Source organism: Halobacillus sp. ABD4_316, assembly GCF_056161385.1.
Genome location: NZ_JBSWZA010000005.1, coordinates 70,709 through 92,759 on the forward strand (window position 1 = coordinate 70,709; position 22,051 = coordinate 92,759).

Consider the following 22,051-nt stretch of genomic DNA (forward strand, 5'->3'; position numbering starts at 1 on the left):
TTACCTGCCTGCGACTGCTCCGCGTTTTTCAGGAGCCGCGGCTTTGTACCAGTGCAGGCAGAGGATGAAAATAATCGCAGCGTCGATCACATCCCCGCCGTAATACATAAGCTTGGCTCCTTCTTCAGCCTGAAGCTGTGGGACGCCATCCGGAGGAGAAGCATAAATGTATTTGGAAAGGATCCCGTGTCCGGCAAGGGCGATGATGAATACCACCGTCCTGTACAAAAAGCTGAAGCGGTGGGCTGCAGGGTCGATATAAATCATAGCGCTGGTAAAAAGGACGCCTGCTAGAAAAACATGCAGGTGAACAGCGGCATGGATCCAGGAATTTTCATGCATCATGGTGTAAAGGGGGGTCGTGTAAAGCAGCCATAACCCGCCGATATTTAATAGAGAGGCGGTAACCGGGTGGCTGATGAACCCCGCATAAGAGCTCCTGAGTAGACGGGAAACGTTCCGTGCAGCTGCAACGGGCAGTGTTCGAAGAAGAAGAGTCACAGGGGCGGCAAGGACAAGCAGGAGAGGTCCGAGCATTCCTAAAAGGAGGTGGCCCAGCATATGGGCACGGAAGTCATGGTGCGCCTGGTCGGCGATGGGGCTGCCTGTGGCTGCCCACACGCAGAAAATCCCTGCCGCCCAGCAGACATAACGAAACCAAGGCCAGCGGTGAAGGTGGCGGATCCGGCTGGAATGGATACCGCCTCCTATGTATAAGCCGATGAGAAGAAGAGAAAGAACGATAATCCCCACATCCATCAGTCCTCCTCCCATCCCTCCATGATAGTCAGGCATGGAAAATGTCCCCCCTTTCCACTGCTGCGTTTGAGGAGAAACACCCCTGTCAGGATCATGAGGACCGCCGATATATTCCATACGAGGTCATAGGGAAGAATATTTTCCACATAACGGATTTGATGCAGTCTCATCAGCTTGTGCTGGATGATCCCATCATACAATTGAAAAGCTCCTGCGCCTGTCAGTACACCACCCCACCAGCGGGTGAGGGATAATCCGTTTCTGCGCCGGACATCCGCAAATAAAAACAAACCTCCAATCGTGGCAAACCAGCTGAAGGCATGAAACAATCCGTCAGAGATCAGCCCCACGTCTGTGGTGGATTGATCGTAAAAGTGATGCCATCTTAACAACTGGTGAAAGATGGTTTCATCTATAAAAGCGGCCAGCCCGATTCCAAATAGCAGGCCGGACCATAACGTCCGCTTTGTATAATGGTGGCGGTTGGGCTGGATATGTTTGGCGCTCATCTATAAACCTCCTGTTCTCCTAAATCCTTCCTATTTTGTACCCAGACCACTGGTGATACAAACGTATTTGCGTAAAAATCTGCTGGTCTGAGCGGGATGGGTTTGGATGTCCTGGTTTGTGAAAGATAAATAGAGAAGGGAAAGGATTGTCCTGCAGTTTTGAAAAAGGAGGGGGGAACGTATGAGGCGCCGGACAGAAGCGCGAACGAGGAAGGAAAAGAATAGAGACATCGCGGGCTTTGTTTTTATGATTTTATTAATTGCGGCTCTTCCGTATCTGTATGAAACCTTCCGTATTCTTGTAATTTTCATTCTTGTATCGTTTGCTTATGGACTGCTGATGCTGCTGGTTTCTTTTTTTACACGGGATTAATCTATCGTTTTAAAAATATAACCATGTCTACCCCAGATAGGAGGGAGGACGTTGAAACAGCTTCCATCATATGGAATGATAGAAAGGTCTTTTTGTAAAGCGTGAAGGGGATACCATGAGTCCATTCTTCTACCTCCTTTTCGCTGGGCAGCAATTGAAGAGGTGCCGGTAACACCGGTTGAGCACAATGGTGCTGATGCCGCTGTACCCTCCGATATGCCGCTTTCGAAGAGGGGAGGGGGAAACTTGAAGCCTTTATTGGTGGTCGGCTTCCTGGCTCTGTCTTCGTCCACGTTTATGAAAAGGATGAATAAAGTGAGTGAAGGAGTTTTTTAAGTGAGGCGTACATACAGTGTATGGTCAGCAGGTTTGAGTGCATCCGCGGTTCTGCTGATCGTCATGTCCTATGGGGCGGCTCCGGCTGACCCTGAGGGATTTGGCAAAATCATGATCCAAATCTGCTTTTTCAGTGCGCTGGGTACAGCAGTGGGAAGTCTCGTGCTGGCTTTTCTCGCATGGAAGAACAAAGAGAGAGGTTTCTTGAAATGGACAGCTCCATGTATCGTTTTAGGTACTCTTCTGTTTTTTCTCGCTCTATTTGTTTTCATGGTTATCAGTTTTTTGTAGTCGGAAGGAGAGGGGAAAATGGAAAAAGAAAAATTATACAGGAGGACAGCTGCGTCCAGTCTGGTCATCAGCCTGCTCATGTGGGTGCCGAATCTCGTTTTTCAGACTGCCAGCCCATTATGGATGCTGATTTTTATTATCGCCCCCATCGGGACTGTCTTTGCTGTGCTTGCGAAAAATTACTGGCTCGTAGCTGCGAATACGGTGATGTTTTTCAGCTTTTTCATTCTTATGGCGGGTGGCTACTGGATTCAGTCCATCACAAACGGGCACCCATGAGCCTGCAAACATAGGCTTGCTGAACGACTTGTTTCCATACACGCAGCAGTGTAACAGCAGGGATAAGGGGTGGAATACCATAATGGGGAGGTCGTACCTTTCTTGTAAATATCATCTATCCATCTGAAATGAAGGTTCCTGCTGGATTGTAAAAGGAAGGATCTCTGAGCAGTACATAAAGAATACAGGGAGGTGAGTGGATGTTGATGCAGTTGTTTTTCATATGTGCTGCGTTCTCCATACCTGTCTCGATTTTGTTCGATCAGGAGGCATTAGGCGTGCTGGCGTCGTTGTTTTTCATGCTGGTGGCTGCTTTTTTTAGTAAGCCCGAGGTTCAATAAGTAAAGAGAGTCCGGTCTTGAAATGCAGAAATAGTTATTGATGAGAAAAGCATCTTTTGATTCGTAAGGATGCTTTTTTTGGTAGAATGACTTAGTCTGAAAGTATGAGAGGGGGTGGAAGATATCTTGGGTCTTCTATAAAAGATGGTTTTCGAATTCTTGATGGGAACTGGCTTCGGATTATCGGGGTCGTGTTTCTCTGTTACATGATTATAGTAATTGCAGGCACCCTGCCTGTTCAGGGAACGGTCATTATCAATTTTGACCCATTGGCTGTGTTGAACTCAGAGACGTTGTTATCTATAGTCTTAGCTTCTGTGCTGAACAGCTTTCTCTTTTTTATCATGGTTGATTACATAACAAATACCGCTTATACGATGCGGCGTCGTTTTGCTAAGGCATGTGCTTATCCTTTTCAAAATTGGCAGCTGCTTTATAAAGGGGCTGTTGTCTTTTTCTTATTTAATCTGCTTTTGACAATGATTGGGATGATGACGATCTATGCAGCGCTTGGAGGCTTGGTTTCCATAGCAGGTGGAAGTCTCACGGTACTGGCTTTGTATGTAGCACTGCTTCTTCTGTTTGCCGGCATCGTCTGGCTGTTTTTAAGTATTTCCCAAGTCGCCTATATTCTGTACGATGACCCCGATATAGGAATGATGGCCGGTTTGAAGCAGAGCTTTTCAATGATGAAAGGCTCCAGATGGCCGCTGCTCGGGCTGTTCCTGCTCATGATGGTCGCAACAATGTTTGGAGCGTTGCTTATAGGGCTCGGTGCTTTCGTGAGTATCGCTATTTTCGAAGTCGTGCGGCTGGCTTTTTACAAAGAACTTCTGCAGAAAAGGCGCCGGGATGAATGGCACGCAAAAGTGAATGGATAACCGATTTTATGCCTGCCCGTTTCGAGCAGGCATTTTTTTATGAAACGGTTGATTGACTGTAGGAGGAGCGGTGGCGTGTTATCTGCCGGCAGGTCCAGCGCCCTCTTCCTTTTTCTTCCTGCTGAATTTTTTAAGAAGAGAATCACTTGTATATTCCAATAGTAACTCGTGATTGAAGATGGGATAATTATCCATGAAAACCTTTGTAGTTAAGCTGTTTGATTTATGTGGAACCCGGGTAATGCTATTCCAGAAAACTAAATGGAATACAAAGGATGGTTTTATGGCAGAACGAATGGAAATACCTAAGATATCAATCATTGGTTTACTGGCTTTATCTATTATATTTGGTTGGTTCAGGTATGGCTACGGCTTATTGTTCACTGAATTCAGGAGTTCCTTCGATCTTTCGGCATCATTGCTCGGAGTGATTTCGAGCCTAACGTTTATTACGTTTTTGGCCGGGGCTCTTATGGTGATTCTTCTTGTATCAAAATTCGGAGCCCGGCCGATGATTCTGGGAGGGATCTTCGCGGCCTCCACGGGTCTTTTAACTGCAGCGCTGACGGACAGCTGGCTCATTTTTGCGGCTTCCTGTCTGCTGGCCGGCTTCAGTCCCGGGTTGACCTGGTCGTCCTTTTCAAAGAGTGTGACCCAGCACGTTGAAGAAAGGGTGCAGGAGCGGACACTTGCGATTATCAGTACAGGTTCTTCTGTTGGCTTGATTTTCATATCCCTTTTATATTTACTTCTGAACGGGGATTGGCGGATCATCTGGGGCGGGGGCGCCGTGTTCGGTTATTTCATTCTTCTATGGGCCTGGCGTTCTGTTCCCGAAAAAAATGCGGAGACGATTGGGGCTCCGATTAAGATGGCGGACCTGCGTCCTCTTTTTACAAAAGAGGCCAATCCCTTTTATATCGCTTCTTTTCTGTTTGGAGTAACAGAAGCAACCTACTGGACGTATGCGGCAGATTTCGTCCAGGAAAACTTCTCGATCACGAATGCCAATGCCGTCTTCTTTTTGATTACAGGAATCGCCGGTCTTGCCGGTTTGTGTGCAGGAGACATGATCAGCAGACTGGGCATGAGGATGAGCTTTATCGTGACCATCCTTGTTTATTCGCTGAGTATTGCCATCCTGTATCTATTCCAGAGCTGGATTCTGGTATGCATTTCCGGTGCTTTGTTCGGAGCTTCCTTTATGCTGTATGCGGCTTACCTGCCGATATGGAGCGCGAAAGTTTTTCCGAAGATACCAGCTCAAGGTTTCAGTATCTGTATTGTCATTTTGAATGTCGGAGCGATTATCGGTCCGGCGGTCTTCGGCTGGATGCTGGCCTATTCCCCGTATGAGCTCATTTTTCTGTTGCTTGGAATCATCGGCTGCCTGAAAGTTTTTGCTCTTCCTGTCACAGAAAAAGCATAGAAGAAGCCCGCCCGGGAGGCTGGCGTTCAGTCTGTAGAAAACGTTCGTCCTATCCAGTTAGAGTAGTCCGCATGTCGTGTTGAGACGGTACGTTCCGCTTTTCGGCGGATGCCTGCCGCGGGCACGGCCTCAGCTAACTTGGTCAAGAAACCATTGGACCAAGTGGATCTTCGGCTCGTGCTGTTGCCGCAGGCGTCACCACCGAACGCTCCTCGTGCCGGTGCCTGTGGAAAACAACTTTACGCTATATGATAAAAGGGAAAGGTGAGCATAGATCCTTCGCCGTTTCAATAGAACAGTACAGGCTGCGTTACTGCTGCTTGCGTGGGAAAGATCCTACCATGACCAAGTATGGATGCCCGTTCCTTTGGAGTCGCTAGAAAAAAAGTTTTTTCCAAGCAGGAAGCCCGCCCGGGAGGCGGGCTTTTTTTCGTGAAAAACGTACCTGCTGACCATACATAGACGACCTCCTTCGTGATACAATTAAATTCCAGTTATTGGAGGGAGGTAGGGTCATGGATTGGATCGATATCATAGGGTTGTCTGTCTTTACGGTTTTCTTTTTATCCATCTATAATTACTTGTTCGAGTCAGGGAAGTGAAACGAATAGATACATATGCAAAGGCTCCAGACCATCGGCCCGGAGCCTTCCTTTTATGCTTCTGCTTTTATAAGTTCATAGTATTTGTATAACGCCTGTGTTCCGTTATTTTCACCACCGGCCTCTGCCAGTTGATCATACAGCTGCTTGGCAAGCTTCAGACCCGGAACGGGGATGTCCAGTTTTTCTGCGGACTCGATGGCAATCTGCATATCTTTAATGAAGTGTTTGACGTAAAACCCGGGGTCGAAGTTCCCATCAATCATCCGCGGACCGAGGTTGGAAAGGGACCAGCTGCCGGCTGCACCGAATTCGATGCTTTTCAAAACGGTTTTCGGGTCGAGCCCGGCTTTTTCAGCGTACAGGATCGCTTCTGTTACACCCATCATCCCGGAAGCAATGGCAATCTGGTTGGACATTTTTGTATGCTGACCGGCACCGGCTTCTCCTTGAAGGACGATGTTCTCACCCATGGCTTCGAACACGGGCTTTATTTCGTCAAAAGACTCTTGTCCGCCGCCGACCATAATCGTCAGCTTTCCGTTACGCGCACCAACATCCCCGCCGGAAACAGGGGCGTCAAAAGCGTGAATATCCTTTTCCTTCGCTTTGTTGGCAATCGTCTTTGCTAAGTCAGGAGAGGAAGTCGTCATATCGATGACGGTTGAACCCGGGTCAGCATTATGTAGAATCCCGGCTTCCCCGAAGTATACCTCTTCGACATCCTTGGGATAGCCGACAATCGTAATGATGATGTCGGATGCTGCTGCGAGGGAAGGGATATCCTCATACCAGTGGGCACCGTCCTCGATAAGTTCGACTGCTTTTTCTTTTGTGCGGGTGAAAAGCTGCAGCGGGTATCCGGCCTGCATCAGATTGCGGGCCATGCTTTTTCCCATCACTCCGGTACCGATAAATCCAATCGTCGGTTTGTTCATGAATAACCACCCTTTCCAATAGATTTACATGTAGTATAACAATTCTGAAAACGAAGAGATAGGTAAAGGCTTGGAAGGTTTTCTAAAAAAGGAGGGGGAGAAACAATGAAGAAAATATTCTTTATCAGTTCAGCGATCATTATTTTGGCAGCGACGGCTTTTCTATTGATATACCAAAGTCATGCAGAAGTGATGGAGAAGACGAATGACTGCTATGATAACGGAGGACTGCCTGAAATGGAGAAGTCCGGGATCGTGTTGGAGCATTTTGAGTGTCATATGGAAAAGCAATAAACGTCAAGCAGGAATTCCTGCAGGGGAACGGGAAGTTAAATAGGGTAGACCATTATGAATGGAGGCTGACCATGAACTCTACTGTCAAAGGGAATATGCTTGTCTTGGAACGTGTCTTTCAGGCGCCTGTGGAACTTGTTTTTCAAGCCTATTCGGAACCGGAACGTCTGGAAAAATGGTGGGGTCCGGAAGGCTGGGACACGAAAGTGAAAACCTTCGAGTTTATGCCGAACGGAGTCTGGCATTATGGAATGACGTGTGTGGATGAAGGCATGGGTGAGTTTTATGGGATGCAGTCCTGGGGGCTTGGAATCTTCCAGTCCATCGAACCGATGAAAAGGATTCAGTATAAAGATATGTTTTCAGACGCGGAAGGCATGGTGAATGAACAGCTTCCGATGATTGATATTGACCTGCGTTTTATTCCAGAGGGTAAGGAGACGAAGCTGATCATTGAGAGTGAATTTGAATCTGAAGCAGAGCTCCAGAAATTACTGGAGATGCAGGTCATTGACGGGATGACGTCCCAGTTCAACTGTCTGGATCAGTATTTGGCAAAAGTGAAGATGCATTAAATGAAAAAGCTTAGAGGGAAACGGCACGTTTTCCTCTAAGCTTTTTCTTTGTTCTGTGAATCTATTAAAATTCCTGATAAACGGCTGGATCCTGATTCTGGATCCGGCCATCTTCCTTGGTGAGGGAGGCGATATCGTTCATTTGATTTTCACTCAGGGAAAAATCAAAAATGGAAAGGTTCTCTTTCTGACGCACCGGATTGGCCGATTTTGGAATCGATACCGCACCGATTTGATAATGCCAGCGTAGGATCACCTGGGAAACCGTACGATTCTGTTCATCTGCGATTTTCTGGATCACATCGTTATTGAGAATATCCTGTACGCGGGCGAGAGGACTCCACGATTCCGTTGCGATGTTGTGCTCTTCATGGAAGCGTCGCTGTTCTTCCTGATGAAAGTAGGGATGAAGTTCAATCTGGTTGATGCTCGGCAGGACGCCGGTCTCATTTTTCAAACGCTCCAAGTGTTCAGGAAGGAAGTTACAGACACCGATCGAGCGGATGAGTCCCCATTTCTTCGCGTCGATCAAAGCCTGCCAAGCTTCCACAAAGCGATCTTCTTCCGGATTCGGCCAGTGGATTAAGTATAGGTCATAGTAATCAAGACCGCCTCTATACAAGGATTCCTGAATGGCTGCCACCGCTTTATCATACTCGTGGTAGCGCCCGGGCAGCTTGGATGTTATCAATAATTCTTCTCTGGAAACAGCGCTGCGCTTGACCGCTTCGCCGATGGTTCCTTCATTTTCATAGTTGTAGGCACTGTCGATCAAACGATAACCTGTCCGAATGGCACTCTCGACAGCTGCAGCCCCTTCATTTCCTTTCAATCCGGATGTTCCGAATCCCATAACAGGGAGGCGCAGTCCGTCATTCAATACAATTTCCGGGATGGATGATTCCATAAATCGTCACTCCTTGATCAAAGTATAGGTCTTCCTCTATCTTCCACTTCCTTTTTATAATAAACTGAATTTTTCAGAAAATAAAAGATTCTGTTTGAAAGACGCTTGTCTGAGGACATGTTAGAATAAAAGAAGAAGCAGCATCATAGAGACCTCCCATTTTCATCTGGTTGGATCGACAGACAGGACCCTGTCTGACTGCAAGGAGGACGAAACATGATTGAAAGCATCGTTGACGTGGATTACAAAGAAGTGATGGAGTATTCGCTCGATCCATTGATCATTCACACAGATTACAAGATTATCTACATAAACAAGGCAGCTGAAAAGCTGTTTCAAACAACGAAAGAAGAGGTGACGGGGAGCAGTCCGCTGGATATTTTCCAGGAAACGTCCAAAGGGGCCATCCAGAACCGGATTCTTTCGGCTTATGAGAAACCGGCCGATGTGATTGAGGAGACAGTGTACCGGATGGACGGAACGCCTGTACCTGTCGAATTATACTGCCACCCTGTCAAAATGGGAGAGCGCAGAGCCATTCAATCCTATATCCGTGATATTACCGAAAGAAAGGCTATCGAGGAGAAGCATCAGGCAGTCGTGAAGGAAATTAACGAATTATCCGCCACCATCGTACCGATAATGAATGAGACAGCTGTGCTTCCCCTGACAGGGAAAATCGATCAGGAAAAAGCCGGACAGATTCTGGCTGTCATTCCTGAGAAGGTGCAGATGCAGAAACTGAATCATTTAATCATTGATTTTTCCGGAATATATACGTTCGATCGTGTTGTCATCGATTCATTGTTTAAAATCAACCGCGTGCTTTCGCTTCTCGGTGTCAAAACGATTGTTACAGGACTGCGTCCCGAAATGGCCATAGAAGCCGCTCGCATGCACATGGATTTATCGGAAATTCCGGCCATGGCGGATGTGAAAGGAGCCCTTTCCCATCTCGGTATCCATTCCACACAGTCATCATGAATGTGGGTGAAAAGTGAAGGACCTTGGTACCATCGGGGTCCTTTTTTTATTGTAATGTGGAAGGAGGACATACAGTGGAAAACCGAAAACGAACGAACCAACCACCTAAAGGAGTTGTGCGTGGCGTTCTTCTGTTAGGCACCGCTCTCCTATTATCCATAATTCGTGGAGTGACAGGGCTGGATTCAGCTGGACTTGGAGAGGGTTACATGCCTTTGCTGATCGGGGGATTCCTTCTGTTTCTATCATTCAGCCTGTTTCTGCTTTGGAAGATCTACCAAGGGAGGGAATGGGCCAGAATCACTCATCTCGGATTGTTTACCTTCAGTCTAATCAGCAGCATGGGAGAGACCGTTACGTGGTTCGATTCCGCTCCTTCCTTCTTCTGGCTGTACGTTATGGAGACGCTTCTCGTCATTGGGGGCTTTGTGCTGTTGTTTCAGCGGAGGTCGTCCCATTGGTTTATGAAGGAATAAGGTGAGTCCATCGGCTCATGTTTACCGGTCTCAAAACGTATCGCTTTTGTTTGTCCTTTTCCTCTGCAATAATAACTAGCAGAGAAAAAGGAGGAGGAAAGATAATGACAAACAATGTTCCAACATCTGTCCAACCATTATTCGAAAAATTCAATAGTGATCAGCTTGAACTTGCAAACCGGACCGTAATGGCGCCAATGACACGCGGGTTTTCCCCGGGTGGTGTACCGAATGAGGAAGTCGCCGCCTATTACCGCCGTCGTGCGGAAAACCATGTCGGTTTGATTGTCACAGAAGGTACAGGGATCGGTCATCCGGCCTCTGTATCCGGAGAAAACATTCCTCTTTTCTACGGCGAAGAAGCGCTGGAAGGCTGGGAAAATGTCGTGAAGGAAGTGCACGAAGCCGGCGGTAAAATCGCCCCGCAGCTCTGGCATGTGGGCATGACCCGTAATGAAGGCGACCTTCCGAATCCGGAAGCCGCTGCTGTCGGCCCGTCCGGTCTGAATCTGGATGGGGAGAAAATCAACGAACCCCTCACAACGGAAGAAGTGGAAGATCTTGTAGAAGCCTATGCGGCCGCTGCCGGCCATGCGAAACGTATCGGCTTTGATGCGATTGAAATCCACGGCGCCCACGGCTATTTAATTGACCAGTTTTTCTGGGAACAGACCAATAAGCGTTCAGACCGCTTCGGTGGAGATCTTGTGGGACGCACCCAGTTCGCGGTGGAAATCGTAGAAGCCTGCCGACGTGAAGTCGGTCCGGATTTCCCGATCATTTTCCGCTTCTCCCAATGGAAGATGAATGATTTCCAAGCGAAACTTGTAGAAACACCGGAGGAGCTGGAGCAGTTCCTGAACCCGCTTGTCGACGCCGGTGTGGATATTTTCCACTGCTCCACCCGCCGTTTCTGGGAGCCGGAATTTGAAGGCTCTGACTTGAACCTTGCTGGATGGACGAAGAAAATCACAGGCAAACCGGTCATTTCCGTCGGTTCTGTCGGACTTGATGGTGTGTTCACATCCTTCACCAGCACAGAGACTTCAAGCCTTGATGGATTGATGGAGAAACTGAAGAACGATGAATTCGATCTTGTAGCGATCGGCCGTTCCCTGCTTCATGACCCGGCATGGGTGAAGAAGGTGGAAGAAGGTCGTTCCGATGAACTGAAGCCGTTCGATAAAGAAGCTCTTGGTAAACTCTATTAATATCGTAGAAAAGCAGGCATGGAATTTCCGTGCCTGCTTTTTTTGATGGTCTAAATAGGAATGATCATCCAGTGGAACAGCCCGGATGGCTGATCACGTGCCCCTTATCGATTCCCTCGTGACTTCATCCAAATGAGGCGTTTAAGAAAAAGGATTATTTATTAAATAAGGCCCTGATTTTTCTCTTGCAAAATTATAGGCTCATCCATTGTTATCCTCCCTGCCCCCCTGGGTAGAGAAGGATAATAGAGGTGGAGAGGCGAATGGTTTGTATAGGCGTTTTCTATACTTTCCCTTTGAAGGAGGAAGATCAATGGAAGTGAAGACAGCAGATTTATGTGATGACTATCCGGACAAGCTTCGCATAGCCTCCCCCGGATTAAAAAGCTTTGGCAGGAAGAAAAGCTTTCATGGCCCAATTTCCACAGTTCAGGTGAAGGATGACAATGTGCTCGTGAGAAAGGCGCTTGAAACCATCCCTTCAGGAAATGTATTGGTCGTCGACGGCATGGGCTCGCAGAACTGCGCCCTTATGGGAGGGAATCTAGCCGCTATCGCTGAGAAGAGGAACCTTGCTGGTGTCATTATTCACGGGTACATAAGGGATTCTCTCGAAGTGGCAGACACAGATGTCGGCGTTCTTGCTCTCGGAACTTTTCCGTTGAAAAGTAAAAAGGAAGGCAAGGGAGAGGAGAATATTCCATTAACTTTTGGGAACGTCGTCTGGCATCCGGGGGAGTATGCGTACGTGGATGAAGACGGAGTCGTTCTTGCAGAAGAAAAGCTCCATGATTGATTCATAGGGTTGTCCATGTATAAAAAGCTATCATTCTGTCTAACCTTCTAGTAGAAAGGGTGATGGTGATGCAGTATATGGAGAAAACGAATCAAGTAATGCTCGAGCTGATTTCCGGCGAACGCCTGTCATTTGGAAACTTTTCCTACGAAGAAGGCGGATTTACAGACGGAAGAAATACAATTCCTGAATGGGAAGTCCGTCAATTTGTTCTTAACTATTTTCTGACACTGGAAAACTTAAAAATTAACGCGTAAAGCTGCTGATGAGACGAAGAGACGAAGAGTTTCCATTTGGAGAGATACTCCGTGTTATTCCTGGAAAAAGTAGTCTGAGTCCGTATCCGCAGCATACATTCTCGTATGAGCGGAATGTGACCATGAATACAATGATACTTTTGAAAAAAACTTCTGACAGGGTTAGAAGTTTTTTGTTTTCTAAGAGTTTCCATGTTTGGAAAAGAGAGAGATGGGTTAATGGTTCCCATAAAAAGGAAGGGGGCTCACTTATGAAAAAAGTGAAGCTTGGCCGCAGTGAAGTGGAAGCTACCCGCATCGCTCTTGGAACATGGGCCATCGGCGGCACCGGATGGGGCGGTACGAACGAGGACGAATCCATCCAGACGATCCAGGCCGCTTTGAGTAAGGGCATTACGACGATAGATACGGCACCGGCTTATGGGAAAGGGTTGGCGGAAGAGCTTGTAGGAAAAGCCATCGCCTGTTCACACGTTCCGAGAGATGAACTGGTCCTTGCTACAAAAGGCGGGGTGGATTGGACGAGGGAAGGCAGCTGGCGGGACAGCCGTCCGGATCAACTGGAGCAGGAACTTGAAAACAGCATGAAGCGGCTGCAGACGGATTATCTTGATATCTATCAGGTCCACTGGCCGGATCCGGATTTTCCTATCAAGGAAACAGCGGAAAAGATGCGGTCGTTTTATGAATCCGGCTTGATCAGAGCGATTGGTGTGAGCAATTTCAGTCCGGAGCAGATGGACGAGTGGCAGAATTACGCTCCCATCCATACCGCCCAGATGCATTTGAATCTGCTGCAGCGCTATCTTATCGACTGGTTCGAATACAGTCACAATCATGAAATTGCCACCCTTTCCTGGGGATCGCTTGCTCATGGAATGTTGACAGGAAAGTTTGGCGAAAATGCTTCTTTTCCGCGAAGTGACCTAAGGAGTCATATTGAGCTCTTTCAAGGGGACCGTTTTCCAAAGCTGATTGAAGCTGTAGAGTCCTTAGGGGCATTTGCATCCAAACGCGGGCACAGCCTCATTGCATTAGCGGTCCGCTGGCTGCTGGATCATAAGCCTGGTGCCGATGTAGTCTTGTGGGGAGCGCGGAAACCCTCCCAGCTGGAAAGAGTAGAAGAGGTGGATGACTTCCAGCTTTCCCGGGAGGAATTGTTGATGATAGACGAAATGTTGTCCAGCTATACGAATGATCTGCGAAATGGATCACTGAAAGAGTATGGTCCGCCTGTACGGTCTGAAATATAAGTGGCAATGGATAGAGCAGGGAATTTTATAGTTCTTCCTGCTCTTATTTATGTATACCGAACGGTTTAACTGGATAATTTTTTTCAGATTGCTTATCCTGTACATAGAGAACAAAAGAGTTGAAGGAGGTCATTCATAGATGAAAGCCATGCAGGTCACAGGTTATGGTGGTATCGAAATGCTTGAAGAAAAAGAGGTGCCTGTTCCAGAACCGAAATCTGGTGAAGTTCTTATAAAGGTGAAAGCGTGTGCCATTAACAATACGGAAATCTGGATGAGGGAAGGGGCATACGGACAGGGCAGCCAATCCGGCTGGCGCCCGGAAGGTGTTCAGTTCCCGAGGACTCCAGGATCGGACATTACGGGTACGGTCGTAAAAACGGGAGATGGGGTGGAAGCTTCCCTTGAAGGAGAGAATGTCGTATTATTCCCGTTTACATCCAGCGGAAAAGAAGGACTGGAGCACATCTCAGAGGATATGTCCTTTATCGGCTCTGAATATGACGGGGGATATGCGGAGTATGTCGCCTGGCCGGCTGAACTTTGTATGCCGATGCCGTTGGAGGATTTCACGGAGAGTGCGGTCTTCTCCGTCAGTGGATTAACGGCTTGGCATATGGTTGAACAGATTCAAATCAAGCCCGGTGAAAAAGTGATGGTGACGGGAGCCAATGGCGGCGTTGGATCTTTGAATGTCCAGATTGCTTCCCAGGTATTTGGAGCAGAGGTGATCGCTGTTGTGGGAAACCTTGATAAAGCAGACCAATTGAAAGAACTGGGTGCTTCTCATGTCGTTTCCTATAAATCTGCTAACCTTGATGAGGATATCCTTGAAGCCGCCGGCGGTCCGATCGATGCTGTTCTTGATGTGGTCGGAGATGCCTTATTCTCGACTTCGCTCCAAGTGTTGAAAAAAGGCGGACGCTTTTGCACATCCGGTTCTGCAGGCGGTCAAAAGACAGAGCTCGATTTCCGTACGCTTTATTTGAAACACATTACAATGTATGGCTCTGTGCTCGGAACAAGAGAGGAATTCAAGAAGATGCTGAAAGCGATATCGGAAGGTAAATTAAAACCCGTGATCGAGCGCACCTTCCCGCTTACAGAGGCGAAGGAAGCCCAGCAATTCTTTAAGGAAGCTGGAAAGCTCGGAAAAATCGTCCTGCTGCCGGAAGATAAATAAGCGTAGAAAGCCGGAACCTTAAGTGGTCCGGCTTTTTCTTTTGTTATACAGGGAATTTCACCCATATATGATAAAATGAGTCATAAACATGGCAAGGAGGAGAGCGGATTGAAACAGGTGTCTACGATCATGCTCCTCGTTCTGCTCTTCAGTATTTCAGCAGGATGCAGCAAAGGGGAGCACGTCCAGGAGGGGAAAGAAAAGTCTTTTTCGTCTGAGAAAGAAGCGGTTGAACATTTTCTTGATGAACACCCTGGAAGTGATGTGGAATCCATTGTGACGACGGTCGGTGAAAAATTGTGGGTCACACGTTCAGCTAATCACGCGTACAGCATCTTCGGTATGAAAGAAGAAAGGGGAAACTATGCAGTCGTACGGATTTCCGCCCAATTATCCCTTCATAATACAATCGGTGGAAAAGCGGAAGTCACGTCTCCTCAAGGAACAGATTATACGGTGTCGTTCGTGAAAAAAGGAAAAAGGGATGAACTCGCAGGAGCGGTGACAGCTTCATATTTTACCATCTTTAATGGCGGGGCAGAGGCCGCTGTACATGAGGGACACGTTCTGGATACGCAGGATCCTCATAGAGGAGAGAGTGCGGTGCAGTCGTCTGTGGCCATACAAATGAAGGAATCTGCAAAATGAGTGAGGGAAACGGCTTCCGGTGAGGAGGCTTTTTTTTATGACTCCTAAAACCGATTCAGATACGTGGGCTGCCGATAAATAGTAGAGAATTGTCGAAAGATGTGATTAGATGATAGGTAGAAGGATGCAAAGTTGCTTTAAGGACATGTTCAGGAGTTTGAGAAGCAGACAGAAAGGCAATAGATTCCCAGACCGTTAATGGGCAAGTTCAGCACTTAGAGGAAAGGAGGCATCATGAACGGTTTCTGCTGATTACTCTATACATCATGACGGACCCCTGTCCAAGTGAGTCGGCACATCTTTAACAGCAGTTTACAAAATCTGCTTCTCTTCAAGGGGGATGCAGGTTTTTTGTATGTAAATATGACTAGTAATTCCTTTTATTTCCTTGAAAGCGTATAACTTGTGTCGATTTATTAACAATGTCTTGACTCTTCTTTGACAAAATCGTGAACGGTTGTTTGCATTTTTGTAATTTCTGATATAATTTATCAAGCGTTATGATCTATAAGAACAATATAGATTCTTAGTTTCATACTTATATAGGTTGGTTGATAGGAGGGTGAAAACTAATGAAAGCTAAGCATCTTCGCAAAAGATGGTTAGGGCTGCTTCCACTTGGATTGATTTTGTTCCTTAGTGGGTGTGGGCAGCTTGAGATGACAGTGCTCGATCCCAAGGGGCCTGCAGCAGAAAGTCAATATGAACTGATTAAATATTCTCTTTGGTTTATGTTAGGCATCATCGTTGTCGTATTCGCTCTTTTTGCGTTCATGGTCATTAAATATCGTGAGAATCGTCCCGGACGTAAAGAAAGCGATTATGCTCCGAATCTGCACGGCAATACCACGATTGAGATTATCTGGACTGTCATTCCGTTAATCATCGTTATTCTACTGTCGATTCCGACAGTGACAACATTGTTTGACCTGGAGAAACCTGCAGAGCCTGCAGAAGGGGAAGAGGCTAAAGAGCCGCTTGTCATTCATGCAACCACAGCCGACTGGAAATGGTTCTTCAGCTACCCTGAAGAAGACATTGAGACAGTCAACTATCTGCACATTCCAGTGGATCGTCCGATCGAATTCCATTTGACATCCGCGGATTCCATGACAGCCTTGTGGATTCCTGCTCTAGGCGGGCAGAAATACAACATGGCGGGCATGATGAACATTCTTTATCTGGAAGCTGACGAAGAAGGCGTCTATGACGGACGTAACTCCAACTTCAACGGCGAAGGGTTCGCTGCTCAGACGTTCAAAGTCCACGCAGAACCTGAAGAAGACTTTAATACCTGGGTCAGTGGCATCCAGAATGAAGCCCCTGAGCTGTCCAAAGAACAGTATGAGGAGCTTCTGAAGCCGGGCTTGACGGAAAAAGATGCTTATTCATCCACTCACCTGGAGTACTATGATCATGGTACTCATGAGGGAATGGGCTTTGTAGCCGAAAACTATGCAGAACTCTTTAAAGAGAAACTGCACCTGGATGAAATTGAAAAACAGGAAGAATTTCAATAGAACGTTAAGAAAGCAGGTGAAAACATGGGCATTACAGATATATTAGTCACCGGTGAGCCGATTATATATGCCGCCATGGTCTCCATAGCGCTTGTATCCATCGCCATTCCTGTCCTATTAACTTACTTTAAGAAGTGGGGCTGGCTCTGGCGTGAATGGCTGACGACCGTTGACCACAAAAAAATCGGTGTCATGTACATTCTCAGTGCATTGCTGATGTTATTCCGCGGCGGTATGGACGCCCTGATGATGCGTGTCCAGCTCGCTTTTCCAGACTTGGGATTCCTCGATTCCCAGCACTATAACGAAATTTTCACAACGCACGGAACGGTCATGATCATTTTCATGGCGATGCCGTTCCTGATCGGTTTGATGAACATTGTTGTTCCATTGCAGATCGGAGCCCGTGACTTCGCGTTTCCTTGGTTGAACGCCATGAGTTTCTGGTCCTTCTTCATTGGAGCGATGCTCTTTAACATTTCCTTCGTCATCGGTGGATCACCAGATGCCGGTTGGACAAGCTACACACCACTTTCCGGTGCGGCATTAAGCCCGGGACCGGGTCAGAACTTCTACCTGATGGGACTACAGCTATCCGGTATTGGTACACTGGCAACGGGAATTAACTTGATGGTAACCATCCTTAAGATGCGTGCTCCTGGAATGAAGCTGTTCCATATGCCGATCTTTACATGGTCCACTCTTGTCACATGTTTCATTATCGTATTTGCGTTTCCGATCCTGACCGTTGCGCTTGCACTTCTTACGATCGATCGTATCTTCGGAGCTCACTTCTTCACGCTGACAGCGGAAGGACTTCCGATGATGTGGGCCAACTTGTTCTGGATGTGGGGCCACCCTGAGGTTTATATCGTTATCCTTCCGGCTTTCGGTATCTTCTCAGAAATCATTGCCACATTCGCGAAGAAGCGTTTGTTCGGTTATCACGCGATGGTCTGGTCGATGATCATCATTGCTCTGTTAAGTTTCCTTGTATGGGTGCACCACTTCTTTACAATGGGAGCCGGAGCCTTTGTTAACTCTGTATTCTCTGTATCTACGATGCTGATCGCAGTGCCGACAGGGGTTAAAATCTTTAACTGGCTTGCGACGCTGTATAAATCGAAAATCGAGTTTACGGTTCCGATGCTTTGGTCTCTGGCCTTTATTCCGAGTTTCATTCTCGGCGGGGTTACAGGGGTTATGCTCGGAATGGCCGCAGCGGACTATCAGTTCCATAACTCGTACTTCCTTGTGGCGCACTTCCACTATGTACTGATCGCGGGTACAGTCTTTGCCTGCTTCGCGGGTCTTGTATTCTGGTATCCGAAGATGTTCGGTCACAAGATGAACGAACGACTTGGAAAATGGGCATTCTGGATCTTCTTCTTCGGGTTCCACGTCTGCTTCTTCCCGCAGTACTTCCTTGGTCTTGACGGAATGCCGCGCCGCCTGTTCATTACGAACGTCGTCGAGTGGCTGCCATTGAACGTCATTTCCACCGTCGGAGCATTCGGAATGGGACTTGGGTTCATCGTCTTTGTCTACAACGTTTACTACAGCTTCCGTCATGCGGAACGCGAAAAAACAGGAGATTCCTGGAACGGGAACGGCCGTACGCTCGAATGGGCGACAACGACGCCGGTACCATTCTACAACTTCGCTACCGTGCCTTACGTGGATGAAATCGATCCTTACGTACGCATGAAAGAAGAAGGTAAGACAACATTTGACGAATCACAGCTGAAGCCGATTCACATGCCGAGCTACAAAGCAACGCCGATCATTATGATGGCGTTCCTCGGACTTGCAAGCTTTGGTCTTGTATTCGAATGGATGCCAGTAGCCATCTTTGGTCTGATCGGTGGAGTCGCTGTTATGATTCTCCGCTCCTTCGACTATGATGACGGCTATTACGTATCTGTAGAAGAAATCAAACGCATTGAGCGAAAAGCAAGGGGGTTATGATATGGCTGCTGAAGAACTGAAAACCGGACCATTGGAATACCGGACTCAGGAAGGACGCATGACCATTCTTGGCTTCTGGATATTCCTTGCCGCAGAAGTTGTCCTGTTTGCGACACTTTTTGCGACGTATGCCGTGTTGTTCGGCCGTACAGGTGATGCGCCGACACCCATGGAACTATTTGAGCCGGGCATTGTCCTTGTCATGACCTTCCTGCTTCTAACGAGTAGTTTTACCTGCGGTCTGGCCATTCACCAGATGCGCAGAGGGAATGTCAAAGGCCTGATGACGTGGATGATCGTCACACTCGCACTTGGCTTTGGATTCCTCGGCTTTGAAATATACGAGTTTGTACACTATGTGCATGAAGGAGCCAGCTTAACGTCCAGTGCTTACTGGTCTGGATTCTTCGTCCTTGCCGGAACACACGGGCTTCACGTAACGCTTGGTACCGGCTGGGCCATCCTGCTGCTCATACAGATTGCAAGACGCGGTCTGACGAATGTAACGAGCCGCAAATTCTTTATCATCAGTCTTTACTGGCACTTCCTTGATGTTATCTGGATCTTCATTTTCACATGCGTATACCTCATAGGGATGGTGATCTAAGATGGCAAAAACAGATAAGAAAGTACCTATGAATCACGTTATCGGTTTTGCATTGTCCCTCATTATGACACTGCTTGCTGCCTGGGCGGTCATTCAATCCGACCTGCCTGTCACTTGGGTGATCGTGTTCATCATGGTTCTCGCGTTACTACAGGCGGGCGTCCAGTTGTTCATGTTCATGCACATGACTGAAAAGGAAAGCGGCGGTGGGGCGGTTCCATGGAACATGATGTTCCACGGATTCGCTCTTGCGGCTATCCTTGTAGCCGGCTCCCTCTTTACGATGTCATTCGGGTTTGACCACGGCGATCATGGCGATCACGGGGGAGAGCACGAAGAACACATGGAGATGGATGATAGTGAAGGAGACCACAGCGGTCACTAAAATACACATACGGGGGTGAGAAGGAATGGAAAAGAGAGATGAGATCAATCAGGAAGAAGCCAGGGTCAGCCATTGGCCCTGGAAGGACCTGGTTGGGTTTATCCTATGTATTGCATTAACAGCATTTTCGCTGACAGCGGTCTTGTATTCCTCTTACCAGCCCACGTATGTATTTATGATTCTGACCGGACTGGCGTTTACACAGGCGATGATTCAGCTTGTGAAACTCCAGCCCGGGCATTAAAAAAAAGACACGCCTCTTCCTGACGTATCAGGAAGGGAGCGTGTCTTTTTCTTTGGCGAGATTTGCCTGATATCCGGGGCTTTGTTCAACCGTAGCAATGATGAACAGGATCCAGGCGATTTGTGATCCGATCAGACCCGCGTAAAACATGGACCACGTAACGGAAAAGGCTGCGGGAGCCGTGTATAGGATGATTTGGAAGTAGTACACCCACATCCCGACGAGCAGGACGGATTGGGCAACTGCAAGAGCCGGCTTTTTCAACTGTAAGAATAAAAATGGCGTAACGGTAGACAATAGAAGGAACATGACTAATACACCCACGATATTCATCTCCTTTTCATTCTGTAGATGTTGAAAACGTTTTCTTTATATTTATATTGTAACAGAAAGTTCTCATTTTGGACACAAAATGTTCGAATTTATTTCAAAAAAAGGCTTGCGCCCTTATTATACGGCGGTTGGGGAGGATTTATACATGGAGAATCCGTGACAAAAAGCAGAAAAGCCGCCGGGGATATCCACGGCAGCCTTGTTATCCGGTGGCATCCACCGAAAAGATTTTAGTCAAACAGATCCCAAATATCGTCTTCCACATGTGCACTGACAGCACCTGTACCCCCGAGAATGGTGAACATCAATGTATCATTCTGCTTCACATAAGCTTTGACGGTGGGATCCAGCTTCGTTTTTGGAGTAAGCAGAAGAGGAGTGCCATAAGAAAGGACAGAGCCCGATAACGCATCAGCGAAGTGGTCCCCTGTAGCGATCGTCACTTGGAACGGATCAAGGTCAAAATAGTCAGCAATGGCGACGGAAGTATCGTAGCGGTTTTTACCGGATATACGATCTGGATCAGGAAGCTGCTTGAACACGTTTGAACCGACTGCACCTGTGCCACCGACGACAAAAGAAGTGTCATAAGACTTCAGCGCCTCAGCCGTCGCCTTCGGAAGACGGTCTTTTTCCGTTAATAGAATCGGCATCATGTACATGGAAGCGACAGGACCCATGGCTAAAGCATCCGGGAAGTTGCGTCCATAGGCAACAATGACTTCATCTGTTGGAGGAAGTTCATCAGCGATAGCCGCCGCTGTCGCATACCGGTCTTTACCCGCGATACGGTCGACGTCCATACCAAGCTGCTTCAAGGATTTTTCTACTTGTTTAGAAACCGCTCCCGTTCCTCCAAGAATGGTCACAGATTTCGTATTCAGTAATTGGAGCGTGGATTTCGTAATGTCAGGAAGGCTGTTCTGCTTTGTTAACAGAATCGGAGCCGCATACATGGAAGCCAGAGGCGATCCGGCCAAAGCGTCCGGGAAATTCTGTCCAGTCGCAAGGATAACGTGTTCGACCGGGTAGCCGCCGCTGCTTCGGGCTGCGATGAACGCAGAGGTTTCATATCGGTCCTTTCCGGAAATGCGATCGATGTAAGGCTCTTCTTCATACACGTAAGAGTAAAGGCAATACATGTCCCCGCTGTTCACATTTTTCAGGTCGGAAGCCTCCAGATAATAGGTGCCTGGCTGCAGGTAATAATCTCCGAAGTATCCGAATTCATCCGTCCATTCATCGAAAGCGTCCATTTTCTTTTGTTTTTCATCGTAAACAGTGATGTTCAAGTCCATCTTTGTTTTTTCCTCTGTATGAATAGAAAGGCCGATGTTTACTTCTTCATCGCCGTCAATGGTCAGCTTATAAAGGTCTTTGTCTTTGTTTGTGAATGTCCCGGTGACAAGATCATCTGTGGAGATCTTATTGGCCTGGGTAAAGGTATTATTGGGTTCCTTTTCTTCGATAAAACCCCAATCCTCATCATTTGTACCCAGAAGCCGGATTTCATTAAGGTTCGGTTTTTCAACCTCCGTCCCCTTTTTCGATGTATCCACCGCTGCCTCTGCGGAAGGTGCGAATAGCGTGGCTGCAAGTAATAGTGCTGCTGTCAATCCCCATGTTTTTTTCAATTCGTTCGTTTCTCCTCTGCCCCATTTTATTCGTGCTT

General features: G+C 47.5%; 27 protein-coding genes. 21 read left to right on the forward strand and 6 right to left on the reverse strand.

Features of this window, described 5'->3' with window-relative positions:
* On the reverse strand, positions 1–795 hold the full coding sequence (locus tag ACXAJH_RS17125) for a cytochrome c oxidase assembly protein (protein WP_474968055.1): 795 nt from the start codon (positions 793–795) through the stop codon (positions 1–3).
* Positions 759–1,268, reverse strand: coding sequence for a DUF2243 domain-containing protein (locus tag ACXAJH_RS17130; RefSeq protein WP_474994711.1), 510 nt, complete (start codon positions 1,266–1,268; stop codon positions 759–761). The genes ACXAJH_RS17125 and ACXAJH_RS17130 overlap by 37 nt, the downstream gene beginning before the upstream one ends.
* A gap of 181 nt (positions 1,269–1,449) precedes the next feature.
* On the opposite strand from ACXAJH_RS17130, the gene ACXAJH_RS17135 reads away from it, so the two are divergent.
* The 6 genes from ACXAJH_RS17135 (at position 1,450) to ACXAJH_RS17160 (ending at position 5,198) form a co-directional block, all read left to right on the forward strand.
* Entirely contained in the window at positions 1,450–1,641 is a 192-nt protein-coding gene (locus tag ACXAJH_RS17135) for a hypothetical protein (RefSeq protein WP_474968057.1), read from the forward strand.
* A 336-nt stretch (positions 1,642–1,977) separates the two neighbouring features.
* Positions 1,978–2,268 carry a hypothetical protein gene (locus tag ACXAJH_RS17140; RefSeq protein ID WP_474994713.1) on the forward strand — a complete coding sequence of 97 codons (291 nt, stop codon included), beginning with the start codon at positions 1,978–1,980 and terminating at the stop codon, positions 2,266–2,268.
* A gap of 18 nt (positions 2,269–2,286) precedes the next feature.
* Entirely contained in the window at positions 2,287–2,547 is a 261-nt protein-coding gene (locus ACXAJH_RS17145; RefSeq protein ID WP_474968059.1) for a hypothetical protein, read from the forward strand.
* A gap of 200 nt (positions 2,548–2,747) precedes the next feature.
* A complete protein-coding gene (locus tag ACXAJH_RS17150) occupies positions 2,748–2,888 on the forward strand; it encodes a hypothetical protein (RefSeq protein ID WP_474968060.1) in 141 nt (46 codons plus the stop codon).
* 104 nt (positions 2,889–2,992) lie between these two features.
* Positions 2,993–3,769 (forward strand): DUF975 family protein, encoded by a 777-nt coding sequence (locus ACXAJH_RS17155; protein ID WP_474994714.1) that lies wholly within the window; start codon positions 2,993–2,995, stop codon positions 3,767–3,769.
* 283 nt (positions 3,770–4,052) lie between these two features.
* On the forward strand, positions 4,053–5,198 hold the full coding sequence (locus ACXAJH_RS17160; RefSeq protein WP_474994715.1) for an MFS transporter: 1,146 nt from the start codon (positions 4,053–4,055) through the stop codon (positions 5,196–5,198).
* A gap of 655 nt (positions 5,199–5,853) precedes the next feature.
* Here ACXAJH_RS17160 and ACXAJH_RS17165 read toward each other — a convergent pair.
* Complete coding sequence (locus ACXAJH_RS17165; RefSeq protein WP_474968063.1) at positions 5,854–6,738, reverse strand: NAD(P)-dependent oxidoreductase; 885 nt, start codon at positions 6,736–6,738, stop codon at positions 5,854–5,856.
* 105 nt (positions 6,739–6,843) lie between these two features.
* On the opposite strand from ACXAJH_RS17165, the gene ACXAJH_RS17170 reads away from it, so the two are divergent.
* Positions 6,844–7,032, forward strand: a complete 189-nt coding sequence (locus ACXAJH_RS17170) for a hypothetical protein (RefSeq protein WP_474968064.1) — start codon at positions 6,844–6,846, stop codon at positions 7,030–7,032.
* A gap of 71 nt (positions 7,033–7,103) precedes the next feature.
* Positions 7,104–7,607, forward strand: a complete 504-nt coding sequence (locus tag ACXAJH_RS17175; protein ID WP_474968065.1) for an SRPBCC family protein — start codon at positions 7,104–7,106, stop codon at positions 7,605–7,607.
* A 64-nt stretch (positions 7,608–7,671) separates the two neighbouring features.
* On the opposite strand, the gene ACXAJH_RS17180 is transcribed toward ACXAJH_RS17175, so the two are convergent.
* Positions 7,672–8,514, reverse strand: a complete 843-nt coding sequence (locus ACXAJH_RS17180) for an aldo/keto reductase (RefSeq protein ID WP_474991552.1) — start codon at positions 8,512–8,514, stop codon at positions 7,672–7,674.
* 216 nt (positions 8,515–8,730) lie between these two features.
* Here ACXAJH_RS17180 and ACXAJH_RS17185 point away from each other — a divergent pair, with 216 nt between their 5' ends.
* The 13 genes from ACXAJH_RS17185 to ACXAJH_RS17245 all read left to right on the forward strand — a co-directional run bounded on the left by ACXAJH_RS17185 (position 8,731) and on the right by ACXAJH_RS17245 (position 20,046).
* A complete protein-coding gene (locus tag ACXAJH_RS17185) occupies positions 8,731–9,498 on the forward strand; it encodes a PAS domain S-box protein (protein WP_474968067.1) in 768 nt (255 codons plus the stop codon).
* A gap of 74 nt (positions 9,499–9,572) precedes the next feature.
* On the forward strand, positions 9,573–9,974 hold the full coding sequence (locus ACXAJH_RS17190) for a hypothetical protein (RefSeq protein WP_474968068.1): 402 nt from the start codon (positions 9,573–9,575) through the stop codon (positions 9,972–9,974).
* A gap of 104 nt (positions 9,975–10,078) precedes the next feature.
* Positions 10,079–11,185, forward strand: a complete 1,107-nt coding sequence (locus ACXAJH_RS17195; RefSeq protein WP_474994716.1) for an NADH:flavin oxidoreductase — start codon at positions 10,079–10,081, stop codon at positions 11,183–11,185.
* Between the two features lie 313 nt (positions 11,186–11,498).
* Positions 11,499–11,981: a ribonuclease E activity regulator RraA gene (gene rraA, locus ACXAJH_RS17200; RefSeq protein WP_474971721.1), complete on the forward strand. Its 483-nt coding sequence runs from the start codon at positions 11,499–11,501 to the stop codon at positions 11,979–11,981.
* A 68-nt stretch (positions 11,982–12,049) separates the two neighbouring features.
* Positions 12,050–12,238: a hypothetical protein gene (locus ACXAJH_RS17205; protein ID WP_027953742.1), complete on the forward strand. Its 189-nt coding sequence runs from the start codon at positions 12,050–12,052 to the stop codon at positions 12,236–12,238.
* Positions 12,239–12,489: 251 nt separating this feature from the next.
* Positions 12,490–13,491, forward strand: a complete 1,002-nt coding sequence (locus ACXAJH_RS17210; RefSeq protein ID WP_474994717.1) for an aldo/keto reductase — start codon at positions 12,490–12,492, stop codon at positions 13,489–13,491.
* Between the two features lie 139 nt (positions 13,492–13,630).
* Positions 13,631–14,674 carry a zinc-binding dehydrogenase gene (locus ACXAJH_RS17215; protein WP_474968073.1) on the forward strand — a complete coding sequence of 348 codons (1,044 nt, stop codon included), beginning with the start codon at positions 13,631–13,633 and terminating at the stop codon, positions 14,672–14,674.
* A 108-nt stretch (positions 14,675–14,782) separates the two neighbouring features.
* Complete coding sequence (locus ACXAJH_RS17220; RefSeq protein ID WP_474994718.1) at positions 14,783–15,322, forward strand: hypothetical protein; 540 nt, start codon at positions 14,783–14,785, stop codon at positions 15,320–15,322.
* A gap of 572 nt (positions 15,323–15,894) precedes the next feature.
* Entirely contained in the window at positions 15,895–16,842 is a 948-nt protein-coding gene (gene qoxA / locus ACXAJH_RS17225) for a cytochrome aa3 quinol oxidase subunit II (RefSeq protein ID WP_474968075.1), read from the forward strand.
* Between the two features lie 24 nt (positions 16,843–16,866).
* A complete protein-coding gene (gene qoxB, locus ACXAJH_RS17230; protein ID WP_474971716.1) occupies positions 16,867–18,810 on the forward strand; it encodes a cytochrome aa3 quinol oxidase subunit I in 1,944 nt (647 codons plus the stop codon).
* A 1-nt stretch (position 18,811) separates the two neighbouring features.
* A complete protein-coding gene (qoxC, locus tag ACXAJH_RS17235) occupies positions 18,812–19,417 on the forward strand; it encodes a cytochrome aa3 quinol oxidase subunit III (RefSeq protein ID WP_474968077.1) in 606 nt (201 codons plus the stop codon).
* 1 nt (position 19,418) lies between these two features.
* Entirely contained in the window at positions 19,419–19,802 is a 384-nt protein-coding gene (qoxD, locus tag ACXAJH_RS17240) for a cytochrome aa3 quinol oxidase subunit IV (RefSeq protein WP_474968078.1), read from the forward strand.
* Between the two features lie 25 nt (positions 19,803–19,827).
* The gene (locus tag ACXAJH_RS17245; protein WP_474968079.1) at positions 19,828–20,046 is read left to right on the forward strand and encodes a cytochrome C oxidase subunit IV family protein; all 219 of its coding nucleotides are present in this window, start codon (positions 19,828–19,830) and stop codon (positions 20,044–20,046) included.
* Positions 20,047–20,073: 27 nt separating this feature from the next.
* Here the strand turns inward: ACXAJH_RS17245 and ACXAJH_RS17250 are convergent, their stop codons facing one another.
* Together ACXAJH_RS17250 and ACXAJH_RS17255 are read right to left on the reverse strand one after the other, a co-directional pair.
* Positions 20,074–20,370 carry a hypothetical protein gene (locus ACXAJH_RS17250; protein ID WP_027953750.1) on the reverse strand — a complete coding sequence of 99 codons (297 nt, stop codon included), beginning with the start codon at positions 20,368–20,370 and terminating at the stop codon, positions 20,074–20,076.
* Between the two features lie 239 nt (positions 20,371–20,609).
* Positions 20,610–22,013, reverse strand: coding sequence for a cell wall-binding repeat-containing protein (locus tag ACXAJH_RS17255; RefSeq protein WP_474994720.1), 1,404 nt, complete (start codon positions 22,011–22,013; stop codon positions 20,610–20,612).
* Positions 22,014–22,051: the final 38 nt, after the last annotated feature.

What these genes read in the sequence shown, in the direction of transcription:
- ACXAJH_RS17125 (WP_474968055.1), bottom strand. Translation starts at nt 795, where the DNA reads ATGCCTGACTATCATGGAGGGATGGGAGGAGGACTGATGGATGTGGGG.
- ACXAJH_RS17130 (WP_474994711.1), bottom strand. Translation starts at nt 1,268, where the DNA reads ATGAGCGCCAAACATATCCAGCCCAACCGCCACCATTATACAAAGCGG.
- ACXAJH_RS17135 (WP_474968057.1), top strand. Translation starts at nt 1,450, where the DNA reads ATGAGGCGCCGGACAGAAGCGCGAACGAGGAAGGAAAAGAATAGAGAC.
- ACXAJH_RS17145 (WP_474968059.1), top strand. Translation starts at nt 2,287, where the DNA reads ATGGAAAAAGAAAAATTATACAGGAGGACAGCTGCGTCCAGTCTGGTC.
- ACXAJH_RS17150 (WP_474968060.1), top strand. Translation starts at nt 2,748, where the DNA reads ATGTTGATGCAGTTGTTTTTCATATGTGCTGCGTTCTCCATACCTGTC.
- ACXAJH_RS17155 (WP_474994714.1), top strand. Translation starts at nt 2,993, where the DNA reads ATGAGAGGGGGTGGAAGATATCTTGGGTCTTCTATAAAAGATGGTTTT.
- ACXAJH_RS17160 (WP_474994715.1), top strand. Translation starts at nt 4,053, where the DNA reads ATGGCAGAACGAATGGAAATACCTAAGATATCAATCATTGGTTTACTG.
- ACXAJH_RS17165 (WP_474968063.1), bottom strand. Translation starts at nt 6,738, where the DNA reads ATGAACAAACCGACGATTGGATTTATCGGTACCGGAGTGATGGGAAAA.
- ACXAJH_RS17170 (WP_474968064.1), top strand. Translation starts at nt 6,844, where the DNA reads ATGAAGAAAATATTCTTTATCAGTTCAGCGATCATTATTTTGGCAGCG.
- ACXAJH_RS17175 (WP_474968065.1), top strand. Translation starts at nt 7,104, where the DNA reads ATGAACTCTACTGTCAAAGGGAATATGCTTGTCTTGGAACGTGTCTTT.
- ACXAJH_RS17180 (WP_474991552.1), bottom strand. Translation starts at nt 8,514, where the DNA reads ATGGAATCATCCATCCCGGAAATTGTATTGAATGACGGACTGCGCCTC.
- ACXAJH_RS17185 (WP_474968067.1), top strand. Translation starts at nt 8,731, where the DNA reads ATGATTGAAAGCATCGTTGACGTGGATTACAAAGAAGTGATGGAGTAT.
- ACXAJH_RS17195 (WP_474994716.1), top strand. Translation starts at nt 10,079, where the DNA reads ATGACAAACAATGTTCCAACATCTGTCCAACCATTATTCGAAAAATTC.
- rraA (WP_474971721.1), top strand. Translation starts at nt 11,499, where the DNA reads ATGGAAGTGAAGACAGCAGATTTATGTGATGACTATCCGGACAAGCTT.
- ACXAJH_RS17205 (WP_027953742.1), top strand. Translation starts at nt 12,050, where the DNA reads ATGCAGTATATGGAGAAAACGAATCAAGTAATGCTCGAGCTGATTTCC.
- ACXAJH_RS17210 (WP_474994717.1), top strand. Translation starts at nt 12,490, where the DNA reads ATGAAAAAAGTGAAGCTTGGCCGCAGTGAAGTGGAAGCTACCCGCATC.
- ACXAJH_RS17215 (WP_474968073.1), top strand. Translation starts at nt 13,631, where the DNA reads ATGAAAGCCATGCAGGTCACAGGTTATGGTGGTATCGAAATGCTTGAA.
- qoxA (WP_474968075.1), top strand. Translation starts at nt 15,895, where the DNA reads ATGAAAGCTAAGCATCTTCGCAAAAGATGGTTAGGGCTGCTTCCACTT.
- qoxB (WP_474971716.1), top strand. Translation starts at nt 16,867, where the DNA reads ATGGGCATTACAGATATATTAGTCACCGGTGAGCCGATTATATATGCC.
- qoxC (WP_474968077.1), top strand. Translation starts at nt 18,812, where the DNA reads ATGGCTGCTGAAGAACTGAAAACCGGACCATTGGAATACCGGACTCAG.
- qoxD (WP_474968078.1), top strand. Translation starts at nt 19,419, where the DNA reads ATGGCAAAAACAGATAAGAAAGTACCTATGAATCACGTTATCGGTTTT.
- ACXAJH_RS17245 (WP_474968079.1), top strand. Translation starts at nt 19,828, where the DNA reads ATGGAAAAGAGAGATGAGATCAATCAGGAAGAAGCCAGGGTCAGCCAT.